This window comes from Arthrobacter sp. IK3 (assembly GCF_051337705.1).
GTDB classification, from domain to species: Bacteria; Actinomycetota; Actinomycetes; order Actinomycetales; family Micrococcaceae; genus Arthrobacter_B; species Arthrobacter_B koreensis.
This window is the reverse complement of sequence record NZ_JBPPSW010000009.1, coordinates 64,537-86,934: the sequence shown is the minus strand read 5'-3', so window position 1 is coordinate 86,934 and position 22,398 is coordinate 64,537. Positions and strand designations below refer to the sequence as shown.

General features: G+C 66.4%; 16 protein-coding genes and 1 pseudogene. 12 read left to right on the top strand and 5 right to left on the bottom strand.

The window, feature by feature from the left end:
• Nucleotides 1-11: 11 nt before the first annotated feature.
• Nucleotides 12-1,538, bottom strand: a complete 1,527-nt coding sequence (locus tag ACSLGO_RS13070; RefSeq protein ID WP_263128805.1) for a leucyl aminopeptidase — start codon at nt 1,536-1,538, stop codon at nt 12-14.
• Between the two features lie 214 nt (nt 1,539-1,752).
• On the opposite strand from ACSLGO_RS13070, the pseudogene ACSLGO_RS13065 reads away from it, so the two are divergent.
• The 4 genes and pseudogenes from ACSLGO_RS13065 to ACSLGO_RS13050 all read left to right on the top strand — a co-directional run.
• Nucleotides 1,753-2,646, top strand: a pseudogene (locus ACSLGO_RS13065) (proteasome assembly chaperone family protein); the annotation flags it as partial.
• Nucleotides 2,647-2,868: 222 nt separating this feature from the next.
• Nucleotides 2,869-4,236: an MFS transporter gene (locus ACSLGO_RS13060; RefSeq protein WP_436401268.1), complete on the top strand. Its 1,368-nt coding sequence runs from the start codon at nt 2,869-2,871 to the stop codon at nt 4,234-4,236.
• Between the two features lie 141 nt (nt 4,237-4,377).
• Complete coding sequence (locus ACSLGO_RS13055; RefSeq protein WP_436401267.1) at nt 4,378-5,724, top strand: DUF4192 domain-containing protein; 1,347 nt, start codon at nt 4,378-4,380, stop codon at nt 5,722-5,724.
• 275 nt (nt 5,725-5,999) lie between these two features.
• The gene (locus ACSLGO_RS13050; protein WP_152274312.1) at nt 6,000-7,256 is read left to right on the top strand and encodes an RNA polymerase sigma factor; all 1,257 of its coding nucleotides are present in this window, start codon (nt 6,000-6,002) and stop codon (nt 7,254-7,256) included.
• A gap of 233 nt (nt 7,257-7,489) precedes the next feature.
• Here the strand turns inward: ACSLGO_RS13050 and ACSLGO_RS13045 are convergent, their stop codons facing one another.
• The gene (locus ACSLGO_RS13045) at nt 7,490-7,711 is read right to left on the bottom strand and encodes a DUF7455 domain-containing protein (RefSeq protein WP_091605542.1); all 222 of its coding nucleotides are present in this window, start codon (nt 7,709-7,711) and stop codon (nt 7,490-7,492) included.
• A 301-nt stretch (nt 7,712-8,012) separates the two neighbouring features.
• Here ACSLGO_RS13045 and ACSLGO_RS13040 point away from each other — a divergent pair, with 301 nt between their 5' ends.
• A complete protein-coding gene (locus tag ACSLGO_RS13040; protein WP_152274313.1) occupies nt 8,013-10,139 on the top strand; it encodes a DNA gyrase/topoisomerase IV subunit B in 2,127 nt (708 codons plus the stop codon).
• A gap of 18 nt (nt 10,140-10,157) precedes the next feature.
• Here the strand turns inward: ACSLGO_RS13040 and ACSLGO_RS13035 are convergent, their stop codons facing one another.
• Nucleotides 10,158-11,132: a M56 family metallopeptidase gene (locus ACSLGO_RS13035; protein WP_091605537.1), complete on the bottom strand. Its 975-nt coding sequence runs from the start codon at nt 11,130-11,132 to the stop codon at nt 10,158-10,160.
• Between the two features lie 20 nt (nt 11,133-11,152).
• Nucleotides 11,153-11,524 (bottom strand): BlaI/MecI/CopY family transcriptional regulator, encoded by a 372-nt coding sequence (locus ACSLGO_RS13030; RefSeq protein ID WP_091605534.1) that lies wholly within the window; start codon nt 11,522-11,524, stop codon nt 11,153-11,155.
• Nucleotides 11,525-11,748: 224 nt separating this feature from the next.
• Between ACSLGO_RS13030 and ACSLGO_RS13025 the strand changes: the two genes are divergently transcribed.
• From ACSLGO_RS13025 to ACSLGO_RS13010, 4 genes are read left to right on the top strand one after another with little or no spacing between them, the layout of a single operon-like run.
• Nucleotides 11,749-13,362 carry a cytochrome ubiquinol oxidase subunit I gene (locus tag ACSLGO_RS13025; protein WP_436401266.1) on the top strand — a complete coding sequence of 538 codons (1,614 nt, stop codon included), beginning with the start codon at nt 11,749-11,751 and terminating at the stop codon, nt 13,360-13,362.
• 15 nt (nt 13,363-13,377) lie between these two features.
• A complete protein-coding gene (cydB, locus tag ACSLGO_RS13020) occupies nt 13,378-14,394 on the top strand; it encodes a cytochrome d ubiquinol oxidase subunit II (protein ID WP_386887601.1) in 1,017 nt (338 codons plus the stop codon).
• Nucleotides 14,391-17,738 (top strand): thiol reductant ABC exporter subunit CydD, encoded by a 3,348-nt coding sequence (cydD, locus tag ACSLGO_RS13015; RefSeq protein WP_419242596.1) that lies wholly within the window; start codon nt 14,391-14,393, stop codon nt 17,736-17,738. The genes cydB and cydD overlap by 4 nt, the downstream gene beginning before the upstream one ends.
• 5 nt (nt 17,739-17,743) lie before the next feature.
• Nucleotides 17,744-18,748 carry a GNAT family N-acetyltransferase gene (locus ACSLGO_RS13010; RefSeq protein WP_436401265.1) on the top strand — a complete coding sequence of 335 codons (1,005 nt, stop codon included), beginning with the start codon at nt 17,744-17,746 and terminating at the stop codon, nt 18,746-18,748.
• On the opposite strand, the gene ACSLGO_RS13005 is transcribed toward ACSLGO_RS13010, so the two are convergent.
• A complete protein-coding gene (locus ACSLGO_RS13005; protein ID WP_255300532.1) occupies nt 18,745-19,413 on the bottom strand; it encodes a metal-dependent transcriptional regulator in 669 nt (222 codons plus the stop codon). The two genes, ACSLGO_RS13010 and ACSLGO_RS13005, sit on opposite strands and share 4 nt — an antisense overlap.
• Nucleotides 19,414-19,547: 134 nt before the next feature.
• On the opposite strand from ACSLGO_RS13005, the gene ACSLGO_RS13000 reads away from it, so the two are divergent.
• From ACSLGO_RS13000 to ACSLGO_RS12990, 3 genes are read left to right on the top strand one after another with little or no spacing between them, the layout of a single operon-like run.
• Nucleotides 19,548-19,883 carry a metal-sensitive transcriptional regulator gene (locus ACSLGO_RS13000; RefSeq protein ID WP_276529350.1) on the top strand — a complete coding sequence of 112 codons (336 nt, stop codon included), beginning with the start codon at nt 19,548-19,550 and terminating at the stop codon, nt 19,881-19,883.
• A 55-nt stretch (nt 19,884-19,938) separates the two neighbouring features.
• A complete protein-coding gene (locus tag ACSLGO_RS12995; RefSeq protein WP_152274316.1) occupies nt 19,939-20,151 on the top strand; it encodes a heavy-metal-associated domain-containing protein in 213 nt (70 codons plus the stop codon).
• A 10-nt stretch (nt 20,152-20,161) separates the two neighbouring features.
• A complete protein-coding gene (locus ACSLGO_RS12990) occupies nt 20,162-22,393 on the top strand; it encodes a heavy metal translocating P-type ATPase (RefSeq protein ID WP_386887594.1) in 2,232 nt (743 codons plus the stop codon).
• Nucleotides 22,394-22,398: the final 5 nt, after the last annotated feature.

The following is a 22,398-nucleotide window of genomic DNA, read 5'->3' as shown; positions in this document are numbered from 1 at the left end:
ATGTTGGGGTGCTATACCGCGCGGGCCAGCACGTCCTCCGCGTAGGAGACCAGCGTGCGTACCGCAACGCCGGTGCCCTCCTTGGGGGTGTAACCGTAGGGCGCGCCTTCGTTGAACGCCGGTCCGGCGATGTCCAGGTGGGCCCACGGAATCTTTACGCCGTCCACTTCGCCGACGAACTCGCGCAGGAACACTGCCGCGGTCATCATGCCGCCGAAGCGCTCACCGATGTTCGCCAGGTCCGCGGTGGGGGAGTCCAGGCTCGCCCGCAGCTCTTCTGGCAGCGGCATGGGCCAGAACAGTTCCCCGGCGCGGTCTGCGGCAGCCTTGACGGCATCGCGCACACCGTCCTCGCCCATGACGGCGGAGACGCGGTTGCCCAGCGCGACCATCTGCGCGCCGGTCAGCGTGGCGACGTCGATGATGACGTCCGGGTTTTCCTCGCTGGCGATCGCCAGGCCGTCGGCCATGACCAGGCGTCCCTCGGCGTCGGTGTTCAGGACCTCCACGGTGCGTCCGCCGTACGTGGTCAGGACGTCAGAGGGGCGCTGGGCGGTGCCGGAAGGCATGTTTTCGGCCAGGCAGAGCCAGGCGGTCACCTTGAGCGGAAGGCCCAGTTCCGCAACGGCCAGGAGGGCGTTGAGGACGACGGCGGCGCCGCCCATGTCCGACTTCATGGCCTGCATGCCGGCGGCCGGCTTCAGGGACAGTCCGCCTGAATCGAAAGTGATTCCCTTGCCGACGAGGGCGAGCTTGGCCTTGGCACGGGCGGGGGAGTATTCAACCTTGACCAGGCGCGGCGGGCGGGCGGATCCCTTGCCGACGCCGAGGATGCCGCCGAAGCCTTCGCGTTCAAGCTTCTTCTCGTCCCAGACGGTGACCTTGACGGGCAGCGGACGTGCGGCGTCGCGGGCTGCGGCAGCGAACGTCTCGGGGTAGAGGTGGCTGGGCGGCTGGTTCACCAGCGTGCGGGTGGCGTTCACGGCGCGCGCAACGACGCGGGCGCGCTCGAGGGCCGGCTTCAGTGCGGCGTCGTCTGCGGTGGAGGTGACCACAGTGATCGAGGAGACGGGCGCGGGAACCTTGGTGGAGTGCGTGCTGCGGTGTTCCGTGAAGCTGTATGCGCCAAGCAGGGCGCCTTCGGCAACCGCGGCTGCATCTTCCACGGTGGAGGCGGGAAGCGCCAGGGCTACCGTCGAGGTGCCTGCGAGCTGCCGTACTGCGGAGCCGGCGGCCCGGCGCAGTGCTTCGGTGCCCAGCTGCTCGCCGGCGGCAACGGGGCCAAGTCCTGCCAGCACCAGCATCTCGGCATCCAGCTCCGGCAGGCCGGGAAGGCGTACCACCTGGTCTGCGGCACCTGTGACGCCCAGCAGTGCGAAGGATCCGGCCACTGCAGAGGATGACTTCTGTGAGAGCGGGCTGTCCACCAGGACGGGGCCGTCAGGGGTCTGGCCGACGCCCACTACCAGTGCCTGCGTTTGGACCTTGCGGACGTCCCGGGAAATTACCTGCAGGTCTGGCTCACTGGCTTTGCTCACGAAGCTTCATCCTCACGTTTTTGTGTGTTCTTGGTGCTTTGCTCTTCCGATCGTAGTCTCTTCCGCCGCGGCCCACGCGGACCGGCTCCGCTGCGGGTGTGGAATGAATCCGCCGGTGCATGGCGTTTACCCTTGAGTAAGGGATTGACAACCAAGCGCTTGGTTTCTTAAGCGCCCCCGCAAACTAACGGGACGAGTGGCAGGAAGGTACAACATGCTTGATCCGCTGACCCTGTTCAACCTGGATCCGGAACTGGCCGCTTCCGCCGAAGTGCGCGGACTGCCGCTGCTTGCCGGATTCACGGGTTTCGGCGAGGCAGGCCACGTGGTGTCCCAGATCCGTGACGAGCTTTTCGAAAACCTGGAACACGACCTGGTGGCCACCTTCGATGCCGACCAGCTCATCGATTACCGTGCCCGCCGTCCGCAGCTGACGTTCGTCGAGGACCACTTCACGGGCTACGAGGCCCCGCGCATCGAACTCCACCGCTTCCATGACGGCCTCGGGGAACCTTTCCTGTTCCTGACCGGCTTCGAACCCGATTTCCAGTGGGAACGCTTTACCGCCGCAGTGCTGAGCCTCGTTCAGGCCCTCGACGTCTCGCTCGTCGCCTGGGTCCATTCAATACCGATGCCGGTGCCGCACACGCGCCCCATCGGTGTGACCGCGCACGGCAACCGCCCGGACCTGATCGAGGGCATCAGTTCATGGAAGCCGACGGCGCAGATCCAGGCTGCCGTAGGGCACCTGCTGGAACTGAGGCTCGCTGAGGCCGGAGTCGACGTCGTGGGCCATGTGGTTCACGTACCGCATTACCTTTCGGATGCCGAATTTCCTCCTGCCGCCGTGGCGGCGCTGGAATACCTCGGTGCGGCGGCTAATCTGGTCCTGCCGACCGACCGGCTGCGTGAGGCCGGCCGGGAGGTTGAAAAGCAGATTGCGCAGCAGGTGGATGCCTCGGCAGAGGTACGCGGCGTCGTGGCCACGCTGGAAAGCCGGTACGACGAGTACAACGGCAGCACGGTCCGGCGTTCACTGCTGGTCAAGAACAATGATGAGCTGCCCGACGCCGAAGAGCTCGGTGCCGCCGTCGAAGCGTACCTGGCCAGCCCGCAGGCCGAGGAAGAGACCGAAGCACTGCTTGTTGCACAGGACGAGCAGGAACCAGGTCCGGACGGCGAAGGCCCTGCGGCAGACGAGGATGAGGAAAGCGTTGAACCGAACGGCCCCGAGCGCCTACCAGGCGGCGACGACCGGCCTGGAACACCCGGAGGCGACGGCAAGGCCTAGAGCCTCCCGTATCCTGGCCGCCGCGCCGGGCGGTGCGGCATGAAAAACCGGAGTGCTTGGCTGGTCTGGGGCGCCGGTGTCTTTGCCTACATGGTCGCCGTCACCCAGCGTACGGCTTTTGGTGTCGCGGGGGTGGAAGCGACAGAACGGTTCTCCGCCACAGCATCCGTCCTGTCCATCTTTACGGTGGTGCAGCTGGTCGTTTACGCAGGCCTGCAGATCCCCGTAGGCATGCTGGTGGACCGGTTCGGTCCCCGGCTCCTGATTACCTGCGGGGCTGTGCTGATGTTCGCCGGTCAGTTCCAGCTTGCCGCCGCGGAGTCTGTCGGCGCCGGAATCGTGGGCCGGTCCCTGGTTGGCGCCGGCGATGCCCTGACCTTCATCTCGGTACTGCGGCTGCTGCCGGCGTGGTTTCCGGCGCCGAGAATCCCCGTCCTGACCCAGTGGACCGGAATTATCGGACAGCTGGGCCAGATTGCCAGTGCCATCCCGTTCGCCTTCGCGCTGCATGAACTTGGTTGGAACACGGCGTTCATCTCGGCCGCGGCGCTCTCAGTCCTTGCCTTCGTGCTGGCGCTGGCTTTCGTCCGCAACCAGCCAGGCGCCGCCGCCCGTTCCCCGCGCCCAGCGCACGACGGCGGCTCCCTCTCGGCAGCCTGGCTCCAGCCCGGCACCCGGCTGGGTATGTGGACGCACTTCACCATCCAGTTTCCGGGGACCGTCTTCGTGCTGATGTGGGGGTACCCCTATCTCGTCAGCGCGGAACAGGTTTCCCCTGCCGCGGCCTCGGCGCTGATGACCTTCTTTGTGGCGGTTGCCATCGTGTGCGGACCGTGGCTCGGTTCCTGGGTAGGCCGGCATCCCCTGCGCCGGTCAACCATGGTGCTGCTGATAGCCGCCGCCATGGCCTGCGGCTGGCTGGTGGTCATGCTCTGGCCGGGCCCGGCTCCGGTGTGGGTCCTTGCCGGGCTTGTAGCGGTACTCGCCATTGGCGGCCCCGGTTCCATGATTGGTTTCGACTTCGCGCGGACGTACAACCCCAGCACGCGCCTGGGCACTGCCACCGGAATCGTGAACATTGGCGGGTTTGGCGCGTCGCTGATTTCGATGTACCTCATAGGCTTGGTCCTCGACCTCCTGCTCAGCACCGGGTTCTCCGGCGGTGACCTCTATGACCTTGCGGCCTTCCGCATCGCGCTGTCCGTGCAGTTCCTCGTGATGGGCGTGGGTGTGGCAGGGATCCTGGTCAACCGCCGGAGGGTACGCACTGCCCTGGCAGATGAAGGGCTGCGCCTGCCGCCGCTGCGCGAAGCGCTGGCCCGCGAACGGCGCCGCCGCAGGGATTTCCGGCGCGGCGCCGGGCCGGAAGAAGAGGGGAAGCCCGTGCAGGAACCGGCGTCCGACTAAACAGCGCTCGTGTTGAAAGCGGGAGTCCCTTCCGGGTCTTTCCCTCCCCAGTGGTGCTGGACGCTCGAACTGCGGGCCGTTATCCCTCCGGGGGGCGCGTTCCGGCACCGCTGGGCGGCCTGAACGGACAGTCTGGGGCCCATGAGCGAATTCCAGAACATACGACGCCCGGACGCCGCCCGCCGGTCCGCACCTCGCCGGCACCATCCCGCAGCGGACACCGCAGACGGGGGTCCCGGTGCTGACGGCGCCGGGGCCGGAACCACCGAGGTGCTGCGCGCTGGCACCCCGCAGGACATCCTGGCGTTCGTGCCGCACTGCCTCGGTTTTACGCCGCAGGAATCGCTGGTGCTTCTCGGCCTGCGCGGCGCACGGCTCGGGGCAACGCTTCGGCTGGATTTGCCCGGTGCGTCCTGCGCCGGGGACAGCGCCGGGCTGGACAGCCTGGAACTGATCTCCGGGTACGCAGACCGGATCACCAGCCTGCTCTCCAACGACGAAGACACCGATGGAGTATTGGCCGTGCTGTATACCGATCTGGTGCCGGAGGAAGGCACCCCTCCGCCGTACAGCGCCTTGATGGACATACTGTGCAGCGAACTGGAGGGGCACGGGCTGATAGTCCGTGACGCATGGCTGACTGGAAACGGAACGTGGCGTGCCTACTTCTGCACGGACCCTGGCTGCTGCCCCTGGCCCGGACACCCAACAGACGGGATTGCCGGGAGCAGGCTGGGCGCAGAGCTCGTGTACCGGGGCAGCGCCTTCGCACCTTCGCTGGAAGGATCGCTGGAGGGAACGCTGCGCCGTGCAGGAACACTGCGTACCGCGGCAATGGACGCACGCATCGATAAAGTGCGCCGCCGGATGGAGGGAAGGTGGGGCTCACCGGATGTCTTCGACGAAGTGCTCGCCGCCTGGGACCACAGGATGTGTTCAGCGACCCGGCTGCCGCCGTCCGAGCCCGTGGACCCGAATCCCGGGCGGAACGGGCACGAGGGCGACGCCCTGCTGCTTGCGAGCCTTGAATGCAAGCCGGTGCGGGACACCGTCCTGGTTCTCGCCGCCTCCGGAATGGCTGCTGCCGCACAGGGGATACGTCATGTGCTGCACCCGGACCTGGTACCGGACACGCCAAACGCAGGCCAGGAGCCGTCAGCGCTGGCCGGGCAGCAGTTTATCTCCATGCTCATTGGACGCAGCCGCAGCGCCCCGGACTGGGAGCGCCTGGACGCTGCCCATTCCGTCTTCTGTAATCTCCTCCTGCGCGCGGCAGGCGAGCCGGCCGCTGCCCTGCTGACCCTGCTGGGCTGGGTCGAATGGGCGCGGGGGCGCAGCTCCCGGGCGGAGCTGAGCCTCTCCGCCGCCCTTCGCGAGGTACCCGGTTACCGGCTCGCGGCGCTGCTGCGCGAACTGCTGCGCAGGGGCGAGCTGCCGCAATGGGCGCTCTCCCCGCTGACCGCCTGGCACGGCGGTCCAGGCGCCTGATCAGCCCGCGGCAGGCACGGGAGAGCGCCGACTCTCCGTGTCCGGTGGTGGCAGCGCGCCAAAGCATGCGACAATGGGAACCGAGACCCGGTTGGGTTCGTGTACCTAGTGTCGTTCCGGCTTTCCGCTCACGCGGGGAATAGGAACAGGGTGCGGTGTGTTTGCATATGGAACTGCACCGCGTACAAAGCACTGGTTATGGCACGGACTTGACAGGGTCATAGTGGTGTTGCCCCCATGGCGGCGCCGCAGCCCGCCGTATTGAAAGGTTTTCTGTGTCCGCGAGAAAGACAACTGCTGTCAAAGAGACTGACACTGTGACTGCCGAGGTTGCTGAGGCGGCACCTGCCGCAGCCACCAAGACGGCTGCCAAATCTGCCCGCAAGCCTTCCACCCGCAAGGCACCGGCAAAGGCCTCCGCGGCAAAGACCACCGCAAAGAAGGCAGCCGCTCCCGCCGAAGACGCTGACGTCAACACCGACGAGGCAGAGGCAGAGCCTACGGAAGCGGACGTGGAGGTCGTCGAGGCTGACGCCCCCGAGGCAGCCCCCACCGGCTCCGGCTTCGTTTACTCCGACGCCGACGACGACGACGCACCTGCCCAGCAGGTCGTCTCCGCAGGCGCCACCGCGGATCCCGTCAAGGACTACCTGAAGCAGATCGGTAAGGTCGCCCTGCTGAACGCTGAGCAGGAAGTGGACCTGGCCCTGCGCATTGAAGCGGGCCTGTACGCCGAAGAGAAGATCGCTGCGGATCCGGACATGGATCCCAAGCTCAAGCGGGACCTCCAGCAGATCATCCACGACGGCAAGCGTGCCAAGAACCACCTGCTGGAAGCCAACCTCCGGCTCGTCGTCTCGCTGGCCAAGCGGTACACGGGCCGCGGCATGCTCTTCCTGGACCTGATCCAGGAAGGCAACCTGGGCCTGATCCGTGCGGTGGAGAAGTTCGACTACACCAAGGGCTTCAAGTTCTCGACCTACGCCACCTGGTGGATCCGCCAGGCGATCACCCGCGCCATGGCGGACCAGGCCCGCACCATCCGTATCCCGGTGCACATGGTGGAAGTCATCAACAAGCTGGCCCGTGTCCAGCGCCAGATGCTCCAGGACCTTGGCCGCGAGCCCGCTCCCGAAGAACTGGCGCTTGAACTGGACATGACCCCTGAAAAGGTCGTAGAGGTCCAGAAGTACGGCCGCGAGCCCATCTCCCTTCACACCCCGCTGGGTGAGGACGGCGACTCCGAGTTCGGCGACCTCATTGAAGACTCCGAGGCAGTTGTTCCGGCTGACGCAGTGAGCTTCACCCTGCTGCAGGAACAGCTCCACTCCGTCCTGGACACCCTGTCCGAACGTGAAGCGGGCGTCGTAGCCATGCGCTTCGGGCTCACTGACGGCCAGCCGAAGACCCTGGACGAGATCGGCAAGGTCTACGGCGTGACCCGCGAGCGGATCCGCCAGATCGAATCCAAGACCATGTCGAAGCTGCGCCACCCCTCGCGGTCGCAGGTCCTGCGGGACTACCTCGACTAGGACACTGCAGAACCGGCAGAACTAAAAGGCTGTGCCCCCGCGAACATCGCGGGGGCACAGCCTTTTAGTTCTCCACTACTGCCTCATCCCGGCGGGTGGATGCCGGCCCGTCCCGGTCCCTCGACGGGGCGGGCCACCGGGACCGGCAGTCCGGGGAAACATGCCCGGACAGAACGAAGGCCCCTCCACACCGGAGGGGCCTTCGCGAGGTCTGGGACTGCTGGTCTTCGGAATTAATCTTCCGGAGAAGCTGCCTTCTGGTGCAGACGAGCACTCTCGTCCTGCCACTCAGAGGTCAGGGGGCGAAGGTTCGCCTCCACTGTCCGTGCATGGTGAGCGCAGAAAAGAAGTTCCCCACCGGAGGATTCCAGTACCGCGCGCACGTAAGCCTGAGCGCCGCAGCGGTCACAGCGGTCCAGCGCATTGAGTTGACGTGTAGCAACTGCTGCTGTCATGAGTGCCTCCTTAAGGGTGTTGATACTTCATATAACCATCTTTGCCGGCCGGGCCTTTCGATTAAGGCCCGCCTTTCGCTCTGCGCGTACCAACGGGTAGGTCACATCCAAGCCAGCGGGCAGTGGCACTGTTCACTTTTGCCGCCCGCCAGTCCCTTCGCTGGGGCGCGGCCCCTGAGTCGCTGCAGGGCACTGTCACCGGCGGGCATTAACCTTATAGAAGGCCGGTTGCCTCCGGCTGCCCCGCCGCAAGGCATCCCTACGCATATCAAGGCCCTTCCGGCCCTAGGAGTTCAGCACCGTGGTCCCCCTGGATACTGAGTACAACGCCCGGCACCTTTCCGTCCTGGAAGGCCTCGAGGCTGTCCGGAAACGCCCCGGCATGTACATCGGGTCCACTGACTCCCGGGGGCTGATGCACTGTCTCTGGGAGATCATCGACAACTCCGTCGACGAGGCCCTGGCCGGCTACGGACAGAGCATCCGGATCATCCTGCACGCGGACAACTCCGTAGAGATCCATGACGACGGCCGCGGCATTCCGGTGGACATCGAACCCAAGACCGGACTCTCCGGCGTCGAGGTGGTTTTCACCAAACTCCATGCCGGCGGCAAGTTCGGCGGCGGCTCGTACGCCGCGTCCGGCGGCCTGCACGGTGTGGGCGCCTCCGTGGTGAACGCACTGTCATCACGCCTGGACGTGCAGGTGGACCGCGCCGGCAAGACGTACCAGATGACTTTCCGCCGCGGAGAGCCCGGCGTCTTTGCGGACAGCGGCTCCAAGCCAACCCCCGACGCCAAGTTCACGCCGTTCCTGGACAGCAGCAAGCTCGAGGTAGTTGGCAAGGCAAAGCGCGGCGTCACCGGCACCCGGATCCGGTACTGGGCCGACCGGCAGATTTTCACCCCGGATGCCAAGTTCTCCTACGCGGAGCTTGAGGCCCGGGCCCGCCAAACCTCCTTCCTGGTGCCCGGCCTGCGAATCACGCTGCGGGACGAACGGCGCCTGCCCGGAACTCCCGGAGAAGACGGACCGGTTGAGGAGGTCTTCCACCACGACGGCGGCATCTCAGAATTCGTTGAGTTCCTCGCTGCGGATGCGCCCGTAACCGACATCTGGCGCCTGCACGGTGCAGGAAAGTTCAAGGAGTCCGTTCCGGTCCTGGATGAACGCGGGCACAGCAAGATCACCGAGGTTGAACGCGAGTGCGAGGTGGACATCGCGCTGCGCTGGGGGATTGGCTACGAAACCAGCATCCGCAGCTTCGTCAACATCATCGCCACGCCCAAGGGCGGTACCCACCAGGCCGGCTTCGAGCAGGCGCTGCTGAAGACCTTCCGCAAGGTCATCGAAAGCAACGCCCGCAAGCTGAAGGCCGGCAACGACAAGATCGAGAAAGACGACGTCTTTGCCGGGCTCACTGCCGTGCTGACGGTGCGGCTCGCCGAACCGCAGTTCGAAGGCCAGACCAAGGAGATCCTCGGCACGTCCGCCGTCCGGTCGATTGTGTCCAAGGTCGTCGAAAAGGAAATCACGGCCAGGCTCAACTCAACGGCCCGCGGGGACAAAGCCCAGACCGCGCTGCTGCTGGAAAAAGTCGTGTCGGAGATGAAATCCCGTATCTCTGCGCGAGTGCACAAGGAGACCCAGCGGCGAAAGAACGCGCTGGAAACATCCTCAATGCCCGTTAAGCTCGCCGACTGCCGGATTGATGACAACGAACGGTCCGAACTGTTCATCGTGGAGGGTGATTCCGCCCTGGGTACTGCCAAGCTGGCGCGGTCTTCGGATTTCCAGGCGCTGCTGCCGATTCGGGGCAAGATCCTCAATGTGCAGAAGGCCTCCGTCTCGGACATGCTATCCAACGCCGAGTGTGCAGCCCTGATCCAGGTAGTCGGGGCAGGTTCCGGCCGCAGCTTCCAGCTTGACGCCGCGCGCTACGGCAAGGTCATTTTCATGACCGATGCGGACGTGGACGGCGCCCACATCCGCACGCTGCTGCTGACCCTCTTCTTCCGTTACATGCGCCCGCTGGTGGAGGCCGGGCGTGTCTATGCCGCTGTTCCGCCCCTGCACCGCGTGGAAGTGATCAACCACGGCTCCAAAGCCAACGAGATGGTCTACACGTACAGCGAGAAGGAACTCCACCAGCTGCTGGACCGGCTGGAGAAAGAAGGCAAGCGCTACAAGGAGCCCATCCAGCGCTACAAGGGCCTGGGCGAAATGGATGCGGACCAGCTCGCTGAAACCACCATGGATCCCCGCCACCGCACCCTGCGCCGGATCCGCCTCAGCGAGGCGGAGGAAGCCGACCGGCATGTGGATGAGGCGACGTTCGAACTGCTGATGGGCAGCGACGTTGCCCCGCGCAAGGAGTTCATCATCGCCGGCGCCGCGATGCTGGACCGGGACCGCATCGACGCATAGGGGACCGCCCCCTGCCGGTTACGCGTGAATGAGGCCGGGGGCAAACAGCAGGACGGTCGGGACGGCCAGGAGCAGCACGGCAGCGGCCTGGATCAGGATGCTGGCCCAGCGCTGCAGCGGCGGCTGGGGCGTCAGCAGGCGGCTTAGCCGTGCCGCCATGCCGGTCTCGTCCTCCCGGCCGCCGCCGGCTACGGCGGGAACCGAGGAGCCGGGAAGAGCGGCCGCGGAATCAGCGCCCGCACCTGAGGCCGAACCAACAATCGCGACGGCGCGGATCAACGTGGGGCGGTCGACCTTTTTCAGCGCCTCGTCATCTGCCAGCATCTCGATCAGTTCGTTGACAGAGCGCTGGGCGAGCTGCGAGGTGGGCAGCCACGGCAGGGCCGCGCGCCACGCGGCAAAGGCCCAGAGCAGCAGATGGTGGTGCTGGCTCAGGTGCGCCCTCTCATGGGTGAGTACACCCGAAAGCTCCTTCTCGGAGAGGATGTCCATCAGTCCGTCCGAGAGGACGGTGACCGAGTGGGCTCCTCCCGGAAGGCAGTAGGCAACGGGGGAGGGGTGCGGGATGACGAGGGTCGCCGGGGTGTTGAGCGACGGAGAGCTGAGCAGGTTCAGCATGTCCCGGTGGCGGCGCCTGCCGGAGACAATGCGGTAGTAGGTGAGCAGCAGGGTGAAGACCAGATGCACGGTCAGCAACACGGCGGCGCTGATGGCAAAGACGTGGACCAGGCCCAGTGCCTCCACGGACTGCCGCTGCAGGAGGATGTTCCAGAGACCCGAAAGCCCCTGCGCTAGGTTGTCGCCAATCGGTTCCAGGCCCCAGGTCAGCATGGCGCCGATCATGGACAGCCCGCCGGCAAGGGCGATCGACTGCCAGAGCACCATCGCGGTGAATGGCGACCTAGCGGGCCATTTGGCGCGAGAGAGCAGGACCGGAACCGGCCAGGCGAGGATTACTGCCAGTGCAGCGAGAAAGTAGGAGGCCCAGAACATGCGGGGCGCAGACCGGGGGCCTAGGCGCCGTCGAGCAGCCTGCGCAGGGTTTGCGCTTCGGTTGCCGAGACGGAACCGACGAAGCGGGCCAGGACCGCTTCGCGGTCGTTGGCAGAGCCGAGGACCTCGTGCATGAGCTCTGCGGTGTGTTCGGCGCGGGTGGTCACCGCACGGTAGCGGTGGGGCCGGATGTCGCGCTCACGCGCTACGAGGGCCTTCTTTTCGAGCCGGGACAGGACGGTGAGGACCGTGGTTACGGCAAGGCCTTTGGCATCTGGGCGGCCGGCATCATTCTGGGCCAGCCGTTCGCGGAGTTCGTTGGCGGTTAACGCCTCGGGTGCTTCCCAGAGGAGATCCATCATCGCCCGCTCGAGCTCTCCGAGTGTCGCCATAGTCCGCATCTTCCTTTGTTTTCGGTCCCTGGTCCGGGAGTTCGCCCCGGCCTGGTTTTCCATGGACGCTTGCGCCTTGGCGCGCCGCGTCGGGATGCTTAACAATACCGACTTTCAACGTAGTTCTCTACATCACGTAGAAACATTGCGGCCAAGTGTTCTACGATGCGTAGAAGAAGGGTTTTCTACCGCTTGTAGAACATGACATAACTAAGGACCTGCACGTGGAAGCATTGGACATTGCCCGCTGGCAATTCGGCATTACGACGGTGTATCACTTCCTGATGGTCCCGCTGACCATCGGACTGGGCCTGGTTGTGGCCGCCCTGCAGACCGCATGGGTCCGCACGGGCAAGGAAGAGTACCTGCGCCTCACCAAGTTCTGGGGCAAGCTGTTCCTGATCAACTTCATCATGGGCGTGGCTACCGGGCTGGTCCAGGAGTTCCAGTTCGGTATGGCGTGGAGCGAGTACAGCCGGTTCGTCGGCGACGTCTTCGGCGCCCCGCTGGCACTCGAATCGCTCCTGGCGTTCTTCACCGAATCGGTATTCCTGGGCCTGTGGATCTTTGGCTGGAACCGGCTGCCCAAGAAACTCCACCTTGCCACCATCTGGCTGGCAACCGGAGCCTCGGCCCTCTCGGCCTACTTCATCCTCGCCGCGAACTCCTGGATGCAGCACCCGGTTGGCGTTGAGCTTGTGGACGGCCGTGCCGTCATGACGGACATTTGGGCCGTACTGACGAACAACACCCTCCTGGTCGCCTTCCCGCACACCATCACGGGCGCGTTCGCCGTCGCCGGCGGTTTCCTGCTGGGCATCTCCTGGTACCACCTGTGGAAGCGGCGCCGCGACGGGATCGACACGGTGGACGAGAGCGGCCGCGTGATCGTGGGCGAAGACGCCGCGATCGGACGCGACAAGACGGACCACGCCGTCTGGATCAAGGCCCTGCGCATTGGTGCCGCCGTCGCCGTGGTCGCGTTCGCCGGCACCGCAATCACCGGCGACCTGCAAGGGAAGCTGATGTTCGAGCAGCAGCCCATGAAGATGGCTGCCGCGGAAGCTGCCTGCCACAACGGCACTTCCTTCTCCATCCTTTCCGTCGGAGACGTCGGTGCCCGTAACTGCGACGACGTCAAGACGCTGATCGAGGTACCAGGAGTCCTGTCCTTCCTGGCGAACGGTGACTTCAACACCCCGGTCGACGGCGTGAACACCCTGATCCCGGAATACCAGGAGAAGTACGGCACCCACCTGCCGGATGACCCAATGTACGGCGAGCAGGCCGGCCAGGAGATCGATTACCTGCCCGTCATGGCCGTGACCTACTGGGGCTTCCGCATCATGATCGGCTTCGGCGGTATTGCCGCAATCGCCTCCGCAGTGGCCCTCTGGGTTACCCGCAAGGGCACCGTGCCGCAGTCCAAGGGGCTGATGCGCCTGGCTGTGTTCGGCATCCTCGCGCCGTTCGGTGCCAACAGCGCCGGGTGGATCTTTACCGAAATGGGCCGCCAGCCGTTCGTTGTAGTGCCCAACCCCAGCTTCACCGGCATAGACAACGTGTTCATGTTCACCGCCGCGGCGGTTTCCCCTGGCGTCAGCAGGGCGGAACTGCTCTTCTCCGTCATCTCCTTCACGGTCATCTACCTGGCCCTCCTGGTGGTGGAAGTCGGACTGCTGGCGAAGTACGTCCGCGGCGGCGTTCCATCCGCCATGCCTGAACTGGTGCCCGGCAACGGACACAGCGGTGACGGCTCCGACGGGCCGGACGGAACCGCCGGTGACGGCAAGCCCGGCGGACGCAAGTCCGACGATGTCCTCGATTTCGCCTACTAGCAGGAACGGAAGACCATGGAGCTCACAACATTCTGGTTCATAGTTATTGCCTTCCTGTGGGTTGGATACCTCTTCCTGGAAGGATTCGACCTGGGCGTGGGCATGCTCATGAAGCTCTTCGCCCGCGATGAGCGGGAGCGGCGCGTCCTGCTCAACACCATTGGTCCCGTCTGGGACGGCAACGAAGTATGGCTCATCACCGCAGGCGCGATGACCTTCGCAGCCTTCCCGTTCTGGTACGCGGCGTTGTTCTCCGCGCTCTATCTGCCGCTGACCCTGGTACTGCTCGGACTCATCTTCCGTGCCGTTTCCATCGAGTACCGCGGGAAGCGGGACAATGACCGCTGGCGCAACCGCTGGGACTGGGCCATGGCACTGGGATCCTTTGTCAGCGCCTTCGGCGTGGGTGCCGCCCTGGCCCTGACCTCCACCGGCCTGCCGCTGAACGAGAACGGCGACCGTGTGGGCGGAGCCTTCGCCTGGCTTACTCCGTGGGCAGTGCTTGGCGGCCTCGCCGTCGTCGGCTTTGCGCTGGTCCATGCCTGCGCCTTCCTGATGCTGAAGACCGACGGCGAGATCCGTGCCCGCGCACGCCGCGCCGTCGTGCGCTGGCTGCCCGTGGGAGTGCTGCCGCTGGCTGTCTGGGCCATCGGCGTGCAGTTCTCCAGCGGTGAACTGATGTCCCTGATTCCGCTGGCCGTTGCCGTGGTTGCCCTGGTGGTCGCCTGGGTCATGGCGTACCGGGGCAGGGAAGCGCTCTCCTTCGCGGCGCTGGGTGCATTCCTGCTCTTTGGGGCAGTGTCGATCTTCGCTGCCATGTACCCCGTGGTCCTTCCGTCCTCGCTTGATGCCGCCTGGAACCTGACCATCGAGAATGCGTCCTCCAGCCCCTACACGCTGAAGGTCATGACCTGGGTCTCCGTGTTCGGCCTGCCGGTCGTCCTGCTCTACCAGGGCTGGACGTACTGGGTCTTCCGCAAGCGCGTCACGGCTGAATCCATCCCCGCTGTCCACAAGGTGAAGGTCCAGTGAAGCCGGTCCTTCCGGTCAGCGCCACAAGCCGCCGGGCGCTGTATCTGCTGGGGGTCGTGGCCGCGGCCAAGGCCCTGGCCCTGGTGCTGCTGGCAACCGGCGTGGCCGCGGGAATCGCCGGCCTCGCCGCCGGCAGCCCGGACTGGGGATACGTGGCAGCGACGGGTATCAGCGGTGCAGTGCTGCGGTCCCTGGCCATCTGGGCCCAGGAAACCGTGGCACAGCGGGCCGCGGCCGGTGTCAAGGACGAACTGCGGGGCCAGCTCACGCAGCGGGTTCTGGCCGACGGCGGCAGCGTGCCCGGCATGGGCCCGGGGGCGCTCAGCGTTCTTTTGACCCGCGGCCTGGACGGCCTGGACAACTACTACGCCAAGTACCTTCCCGCACTGGTTACCTGCGCGGTCCTGCCGCTGCTGGTGGGTGTCCGGATCCTCACCGCGGACTGGGTCAGCGCCGTCGTAGTGGTGCTGACCGTTCCGCTGGTGCCGGTGTTCATGATCCTCATTGGCCTGCACACCGGAGACAAGACGGCAAAGGCCATCGAGGCACTGAACCGGCTCTCAGACAACATGCTTGAACTGGCCAAGGGGCTGCCGGTGCTGGTGGGCCTGGGCCGGGCGCGTGCCCAGACCCGGGCGCTGCGCGATGTTGCCGACCGCTACCGCGTCACCACCCTGGAAACGCTCCGGGTCGCCTTTATGTCCTCCCTGGCGCTCGAGCTGATCGCCACGATCTCTGTGGCAGTGGTCGCCGTGTTCATCGGTGTGCGCCTGGTGCACGGGGACATGTCCCTGGAGATGGGACTCCTGGCCCTGATCCTGGCTCCCGAGTGCTACCAGCCGCTGCGTGACCTCGGTACCGCGCACCATTCCAGCGAAGACGGGCTGGAGGCGCTGAAGCGCTCCAGCGCCGTGCTCGAGGCGCCCTCCGCCCAGCCGCTCGCCCTGGAACCGGAAGACAACGACGCCGGCCTAAGGGTTAACGGGCTGACCGTCACCTATGACGGCCGCTCCGAACCGGTGGTCGAAGACCTGTCCTTCGCCGTGCCGGCCGGGGCGATAGCCTCATTGACCGGCCCCAGCGGCAGCGGCAAGACCACCGTCCTTGAAGTTCTGGCCGGCCTTCGCCGGGACGGAGCAGGAGTACGGATCAGCGGCCGAGCCTCCGGCGTGAACCGGGCCCAGGTGGCCTGGATCCCGCAGCATCCGGTGCTGATGGAAGAAACCGTGGCGGCGGAGATCGGCCTCTACTCCGGCCTGGCGGACCCCGGCGAGCAGCGCACCGCAGCGGAGCAGGCGCTGGCAGAGATCCGCTCACTGCACCTGCTTGATGCCCACACCGCAGACCTCAGCCCCGGCGAACAGCGCCGGGTAGCCGTGGCACGGGCCATCGCCCGCGTGCGCAGCGTGCCCGGCGTGCGTGTGCTGCTCGCCGATGAACCCACCGCGCACCTGGATGAATCAAGTGCCGCTGCAGTCCGGTCCGCACTGGCCCGCCTCAGCCCCGAATACACCATCCTGTTGGTCGCCCATGACCGGCGGACGGCTGCTCTTGCACAGACCGTGGTCAGGATCGGCGCCGGGGCTGACCTCCCGCTGCCGGACGCACGGCCGGCGGCTGCCCCGGCCGTTCCGGAGGTGCAGCCCGAGTTCAGCGGTTCAACCGCACAGGCCGGCTACGTGCATCAGCCATTGTGGAAAAATCTCCTGGTGCTTCGCCCCTGGAGCCCGCAGTTCCTGAAGGCACTGGCCTACGGCACGGGCGCAACCATCTTCGCCGTCGCACTCAGTGCCCTGTCCGGGTGGCTGATTGTCCGCGCCTCTGAACAGCCTCCCATCCTGTACCTCCTGACCGCCATTGTGGGCGTGCGGTTCTTCGGCATTGGCCGCGCTGTCCTGCGCTACCGCGAACGCCTCCACCTGCACGACGCGGTCTTCCGCGCCACGAACTCGATCCGCATCCGGCTCTGGAACGGGCTGCTGAATCGCCCCGAAGGATGGCGCCGGCTGGCCCGCGGCGGGGGAGCGCTGGAACGCCTCGTGGGAGACGTGGATGAACTGCGGGACATCGCCCCGCGCGTGGTCTTCGCCCCGCTGACGGCGTTCGTTACCGCGGTCGCCGCCTGCATTGCCACCTGGGTCCTGATCCCTGAAGCCATCTGGGTGCAGATTGGCCTATGCCTGATTGGGCTCATCGCGGCTCCGGCCGTGGCTCTTTGGGCCGACGCCGCAGCGCGTGCCCGTACGGTGACGCTGCAGTCGAAGGCCATGGCCTCCATGGCCAAGCTGCTCGGGGCGGCCAGGGACCTGGAAGCCAACAGTTCCGCAACGCCCGTGCTGACGCGCCAGCGGCTGCTGGACGCTGCCGCTGCCGGAGCCGCACGGCGCAGCGCCTGGGCACAGGGCCTGGCCAATGCTCTGACGGCACTGGCCTGCGCCGGTTCCGCGCTCTGGATCCTGGGCCTGGCCCAGGGAGTCCCCGCGACAGTCGCCGCAGTGATCGTGCTCATGCAGCTGGCCCTGCTCGAGTGCTTCGCTGCCGTCAACGGATCCGTCCAGCAGTTCACCGCCTGGCGTGTCCTCGGAGACAAGGTGCTCCCGGACCTCGGCTCGGATTCGGTGGATCCCGGTACGGAGCCGGAATCCAGTGCGGGAATTCCCTCGGCGCCCCGCCCGGGCAGCATCGAACTGGCCGGTGTCCGGTACCGGTACCCGGGCGGATCACGGGACGTACTCAGCGGCGTCGACCTCAGCCTGGAGCCGGGCGACTGGCTCGCCGTCACCGGCCCCTCCGGCAGCGGCAAGTCAACCCTGCTGGGAGTCCTGCTCGGGTTCCTGCAGCCGCAGGCCGGGACGTTCCGCATTGGCGGGCGTCCGGCGTCGGACTTCAGCCGCGAAGCCCGCGGCATGGCCTGGTGCCCGCAGGAGGCACATCTCTTTGACTCCACCCTGCGCGGAAACCTGCTGATTGCCCGCGACCGTTCCCGGGCCCCCAGCGAAACCGAAATGCTGGCTGCCCTTGAGGCGGTCGGGCTGGGCGGATTGGTTGGCGAGCTGGAAGAAGGCATCGACACCCGAATCGGCAACGGCGGGCACCGGCTCTCCGGCGGCCAGCGCCAGCGCCTCGCAGTGGCACGCGCCCTCCTCACGGAAGCCGGAATCGTTCTGCTGGACGAGCCCACCGCACACCTGGATGCTGCTGCCGGGCACCAGCTGATGGCGGACCTCGCCACCGGACTGGCCGGAAAGACAGTGGTGGTTGTGACCCACAACCCGGCCGACGCCGCCTGGTGCAGCCGCAGGCTCGAACTGGGTGCAGCGAAAAGCAGCCTTGCCTTACGCTAGGAGCCATGGCCCCAACACATCCCGTGCAGCTGCCCGGACCGCAGACCCAGCTGGCGTGGCGTGCCATTACAGCCGCCGACGTCGATGACTGGCATGCCCTGATCCGCCGCATGGTGGAGGTAGACAAGCCTGGCTGGGCGGAAGACCGTGCTGACCTGGAGCATGCGCTGCAGCGGCAGGGTGATGATCCGGCAGCTGACTCGCTGCTGGGGGTGGACGCGGACGGTGTGCCGCGGGCGTTTGGTCTTGTCAGCCTCAATCCCGGGTCAGTCCGGGCCACCGGATTCGGCGGAGTGGACCCGGCCTGGCGGAGGCAGGGCATTGGTACCGCGGTCTACCGCTGGCAGGCCGCCCGGGCGCGGGAACGGGTCCGGGAACGGAACGGCGCGAACCCGGTGCTGCGCAGCTATGCAGAAGCCAACAATCCATCGCATCTGGCCCTGCTTGAATCAGTGGGTGCCCGCGTGGTCCGGTACTTCACTGAGATGACGCGTCCGCTTGACGGAGACCTGCCGGATGCGCAGCTTCCGGGCGGCATGGAGTTCCGGACCTTCTCGGAGGGGATTTCGGAGGAGCTGCGCCAGGCCCACAACGAAGCCTTCCGGGATCACTGGGGGAGTGAGCCCCGTGACGCCGAGAGCTGGAAGTTTACGGTGGGCCATCCTCAGTTCCGCCCTGACTGGAGCTTCGTGGTGGTCGATAACGACACCGGAGCGATTGGCGCCTACCAGCTGGCCAGCTATGACCCCGAGTCGCCGGCAATCTTCGGCTACTCCGAAGGGTATACCGAGCTCCTGGGTGTGCTGCGGCCGTGGCGAGGCAAGGGGATTGCCCCGGCCATGCTCGCTGAAGCCATGCGGCGTTTCAGGGACTCGGGAATGCAGAACGCCGGACTGGGCGTGGATACCGAGAATCCGTCCGGTGCCCTGAGGATCTACGAGAACCTGGGCTACCGGCCGGTCAGCCGGCAGGTGGTGTATGACCAGCCGCTGGACACGGAACCGGCTTAGGCCCGCACAACCCAGATTGCTTCGGCGGCGGGCAGTCCAAGCTCGACGCGTCCGCCGCCCCGTTCCAGTGTGAGGGTGCCGGCATAGGCCTGCCGCTCCAGGATGCTGATCTCGGTGTCCAGACCCAGCCCCATGCCGCCCAGGTAGCGCAGCAGCTCGGGGCTGGTGTCCGAGACCCTCGCGATGCGCAGGAGTTCTCCCGGTTCACTGTGGCTCAGCCGTGAAGCATCCAGCGGAGGCAGGCTGCCGTCCGGGGCGGGAATGGGGTCTCCGTGCGGATCGCGGACCGGGTGACCCAACCGCACGGCCAGGGCCTCCACCATCTTGTCCGAAACGGCATGTTCCAGGTTCTCCGCCTCGTCATGGACTTCATCCCAGCCATACCCAAGATACTCAACGAGGAACGTTTCGATGAGCCGGTGCCTGCGGACCATGTTCACCGCAGCCTGCTCACCGGCGGCAGTCAGGGCCACTGACCCGTAGCGGGCATGGGTCAGGAACCCCTGGGCGGACAGTTTCTTCACTGCCTCCGAAACCGAGGACGCAGAGAATCCCAGATGCGCCGAGAGGGCTGATACCGTCACCGGCGCATCGGTCCACTCCTGTGCCGTCCAGATGACCTTAAGGTAGTCCTCCGCCGCGCTGGTCAGTGCTTTCTTTCCCACGCGTCCAACCTTACGCCAGCGCCCGGCGGGCAGTCCGCCACCCGGCGCAGCGGTACCCCCTGGGGGTACTTGACGGATACCCATAGGGGGTATAGATTTCCTGGTGTTGCCAGAATTTACCGGGAGGTCGGATCGTGGACACGAATGCACTTGACGCCATCAAAGTGGTGGAAGAAGAGCGCGGTTACGCCAGCGACAAAGAGGCCTACCTGCGGCGGCTGAAGCGCATTGAGGGGCAGGTCCGGGGGATTGCCCGGATGGTGGACGAGGACAAGTACTGCATTGACGTCCTGACCCAGGTTTCTGCCGTGACCAAGGCGCTGCATGCCGTCAGCCTCGGCCTGGTCCAGGACCACATTGGGCACTGCGTGGTTACGGCCGCCAGGGAAGCGGAGGCAGCAGGGGATCCGTCGATCGTGGACACGAAGGTCCAGGAAGCAACAGACGCCATTGGCCGGCTGCTGCGCTAGCAGCGGGCTGCCGGAGAACCGGCGGGGCCCCGCCCCGCCAGAGGAGGAACAACCCATGGAAACAAAACTCAGCATTTCCGGAATGACCTGCGGGCACTGCGTCGCTTCTGTCACCGAGGAACTCAGCGCCGTCGAAGGCGTCCAGGATGTCCAGGTGGACCTGGTGGCCGACGGCGTTTCGACCGCCGTGGTCACTTCCAGTGAAGCCATCGCGCCGGAGCTGCTCGGTGAGGCCGTTGCAGAAGCCGGCTACACCGTAGTGGGCTGAAAGGAGAATCATGGCAACCCATGAACAGCAGCACCTGGCAGAGCGCGAGGTGTCGCTGGATATTCAGGGCATGACCTGCGCTTCCTGCGTCAACCGCGTTGAACGCAAGCTCGGCAAGATCGAGGGAGTCCAGGCCACCGTCAACCTTCCGCTCAACTCGGCATCGGTCCGGGTTCCTGCCGGCGTGACCGATGACCAGCTGGTCGCGTCCGTGGAAGCGGCCGGCTACCAGGCGAAGGTGGCGGTGCCCGCGGGCCACGGCGGGCACGAGGACCACATGGCACACGGCGGCACCGCGGCAGAGCTGCGCCCCCGCCTGATGACCGCCGCTATCCTGACCGTGCCGGTGCTGCTCGTTTCGATGGTGCCGGCTTTTGCGTTCCCCAACTGGGGCTGGGTTGCAGCAGCACTCTCGCTGCCGGTGGTCCTGTGGTCCGCCTGGCCTTTCCACCGGGCGGCTGCGGTCAATGCCCGCCACCTGGCATCAACCATGGACACGCTGGTCTCGATCGGGGTCAGCGCTGCGTACCTGTTCTCCCTGGCCCAGCTGATAGCTGATCCGGGACTGACGGCTGATCCGGGCATGGGCGAAGCCCACCTCTACTTCGAGGTGGCTGCGGTGGTCACGACGTTCCTGCTGCTCGGCCGGTACCTCGAGGCCAGGGCCAAGACCAGCGCTGCGGATGCCCTGACCTCCCTGCTGAGCCTGGGAGCCAAGGACGCAGTGGTGCTCCGGGACGGGCGCGAAGTGCTCATTCCTGCGTCCGAGCTGGTGCCCGGGGACGTGTTCGTGGTGCGTCCGGGGGAAAAGGTCGCCACGGACGGAACCGTTGTGGCGGGCGAGTCTGCCATTGATGCAGCCCTCATCACCGGTGAGTCACTGCCGGTGGAGGTGCATCCCGGCGATCCCGTCACCGGCGCCACCGTCAACACCTCCGGCAGGCTGCTGGTCCGGGCAACCCGGGTTGGCAGCGAAACCACCCTGGCCCAGATGGGTGCGCTGGTCAGCGCGGCCCAGTCCGGCAAGGCACCGATCGCGCGGCTCGCGGACAGGATCAGCGCGGTGTTCGTTCCCGTTGTGCTTGCCATCGCGGTAGTCACTTTCCTGCTTTGGCTGGTGTTCACCGGGGACCTGCAGAGCGCCTTCACCGCCGCCGTCGCTGTCCTGGTCATTGCCTGCCCCTGTGCCCTGGGACTGGCTACTCCGGTAGGGCTGCTGACCGGCACCGGACGCGGTGCCCAGCTGGGCATCCTGATCAAGGGCCCGCAGGTGCTGGAGGACACCCGCACCGTGGACACCATCCTGCTGGACAAGACCGGCACGGTAACCAGCGGCAAGCTCTCGGTGGCACGGACGGTACTGCTGCCGGGTGCAGGATCCGAAGATGAGGACGGGCTGCTCCGGCTGGCCGGTTCCCTGGAGAATGCCGGAGAGCACCCGATTGCCCGTGCCATCGCGGCAGCTGCCGGGCAGGGGCCGGGGCTGGCGCCCGTCAGCGGGTTCCTTTCCTCGCCGGGAGGCGGGGTCCGCGGAGTGGTTGAGGGACGCAGCATCGTGGCCGGCCGGCCGGGCTGGCTGGAAGAGAACGGGATCCCGCTCGATTCAGCTGCGGCGGACACGCTTCGCCGCGAACAGGAAACCGGTGCCACCGCCGTCGTCGTGGCGCTTGACGGGACGCCGGCAGGCATCATCAGCCTGCAGGACACCATCAAGGACGGTTCCCGGCAGGCGGTGGCACGGCTGCGCGAACTGGGGCTTCGTCCGGTCCTGCTGACCGGTGACAACGCCGTAGTGGCCGCCGCCGTGGCGCGGGAAGTAGGAATCACCCCCGAGGACGTGCTGGCCGACGTCCGTCCGGAGGGCAAGGTGGACGCGGTACGCAGGTTCCAGGAGCAGGGGGCAACGGTAGCCATGGCCGGCGACGGCGTGAACGACGCCGCAGCGCTGGCCCAGGCGGACCTCGGCATCGCCATGGGCTCGGGAACGGACGCCGCGATGGCTGCGGCAGACCTGACCGTGATGGGCAGTTCGCTGGGGCAGGTCGCCACGGCGATCGAGCTTTCGCGACGGACCCTGCGGACTATCAAGGTGAACCTGTTCTGGGCGTTCTTCTATAACACCGTGGGCATCCCGGTGGCAGCCTTTGGCCTGCTGAACCCGATGATCGCCGGCGCGGCGATGGCCGCCAGCTCGGTCCTGGTGGTCGCCAACTCGCTGCGGCTGCGGCGCTTCGGCACCTAGCAGCG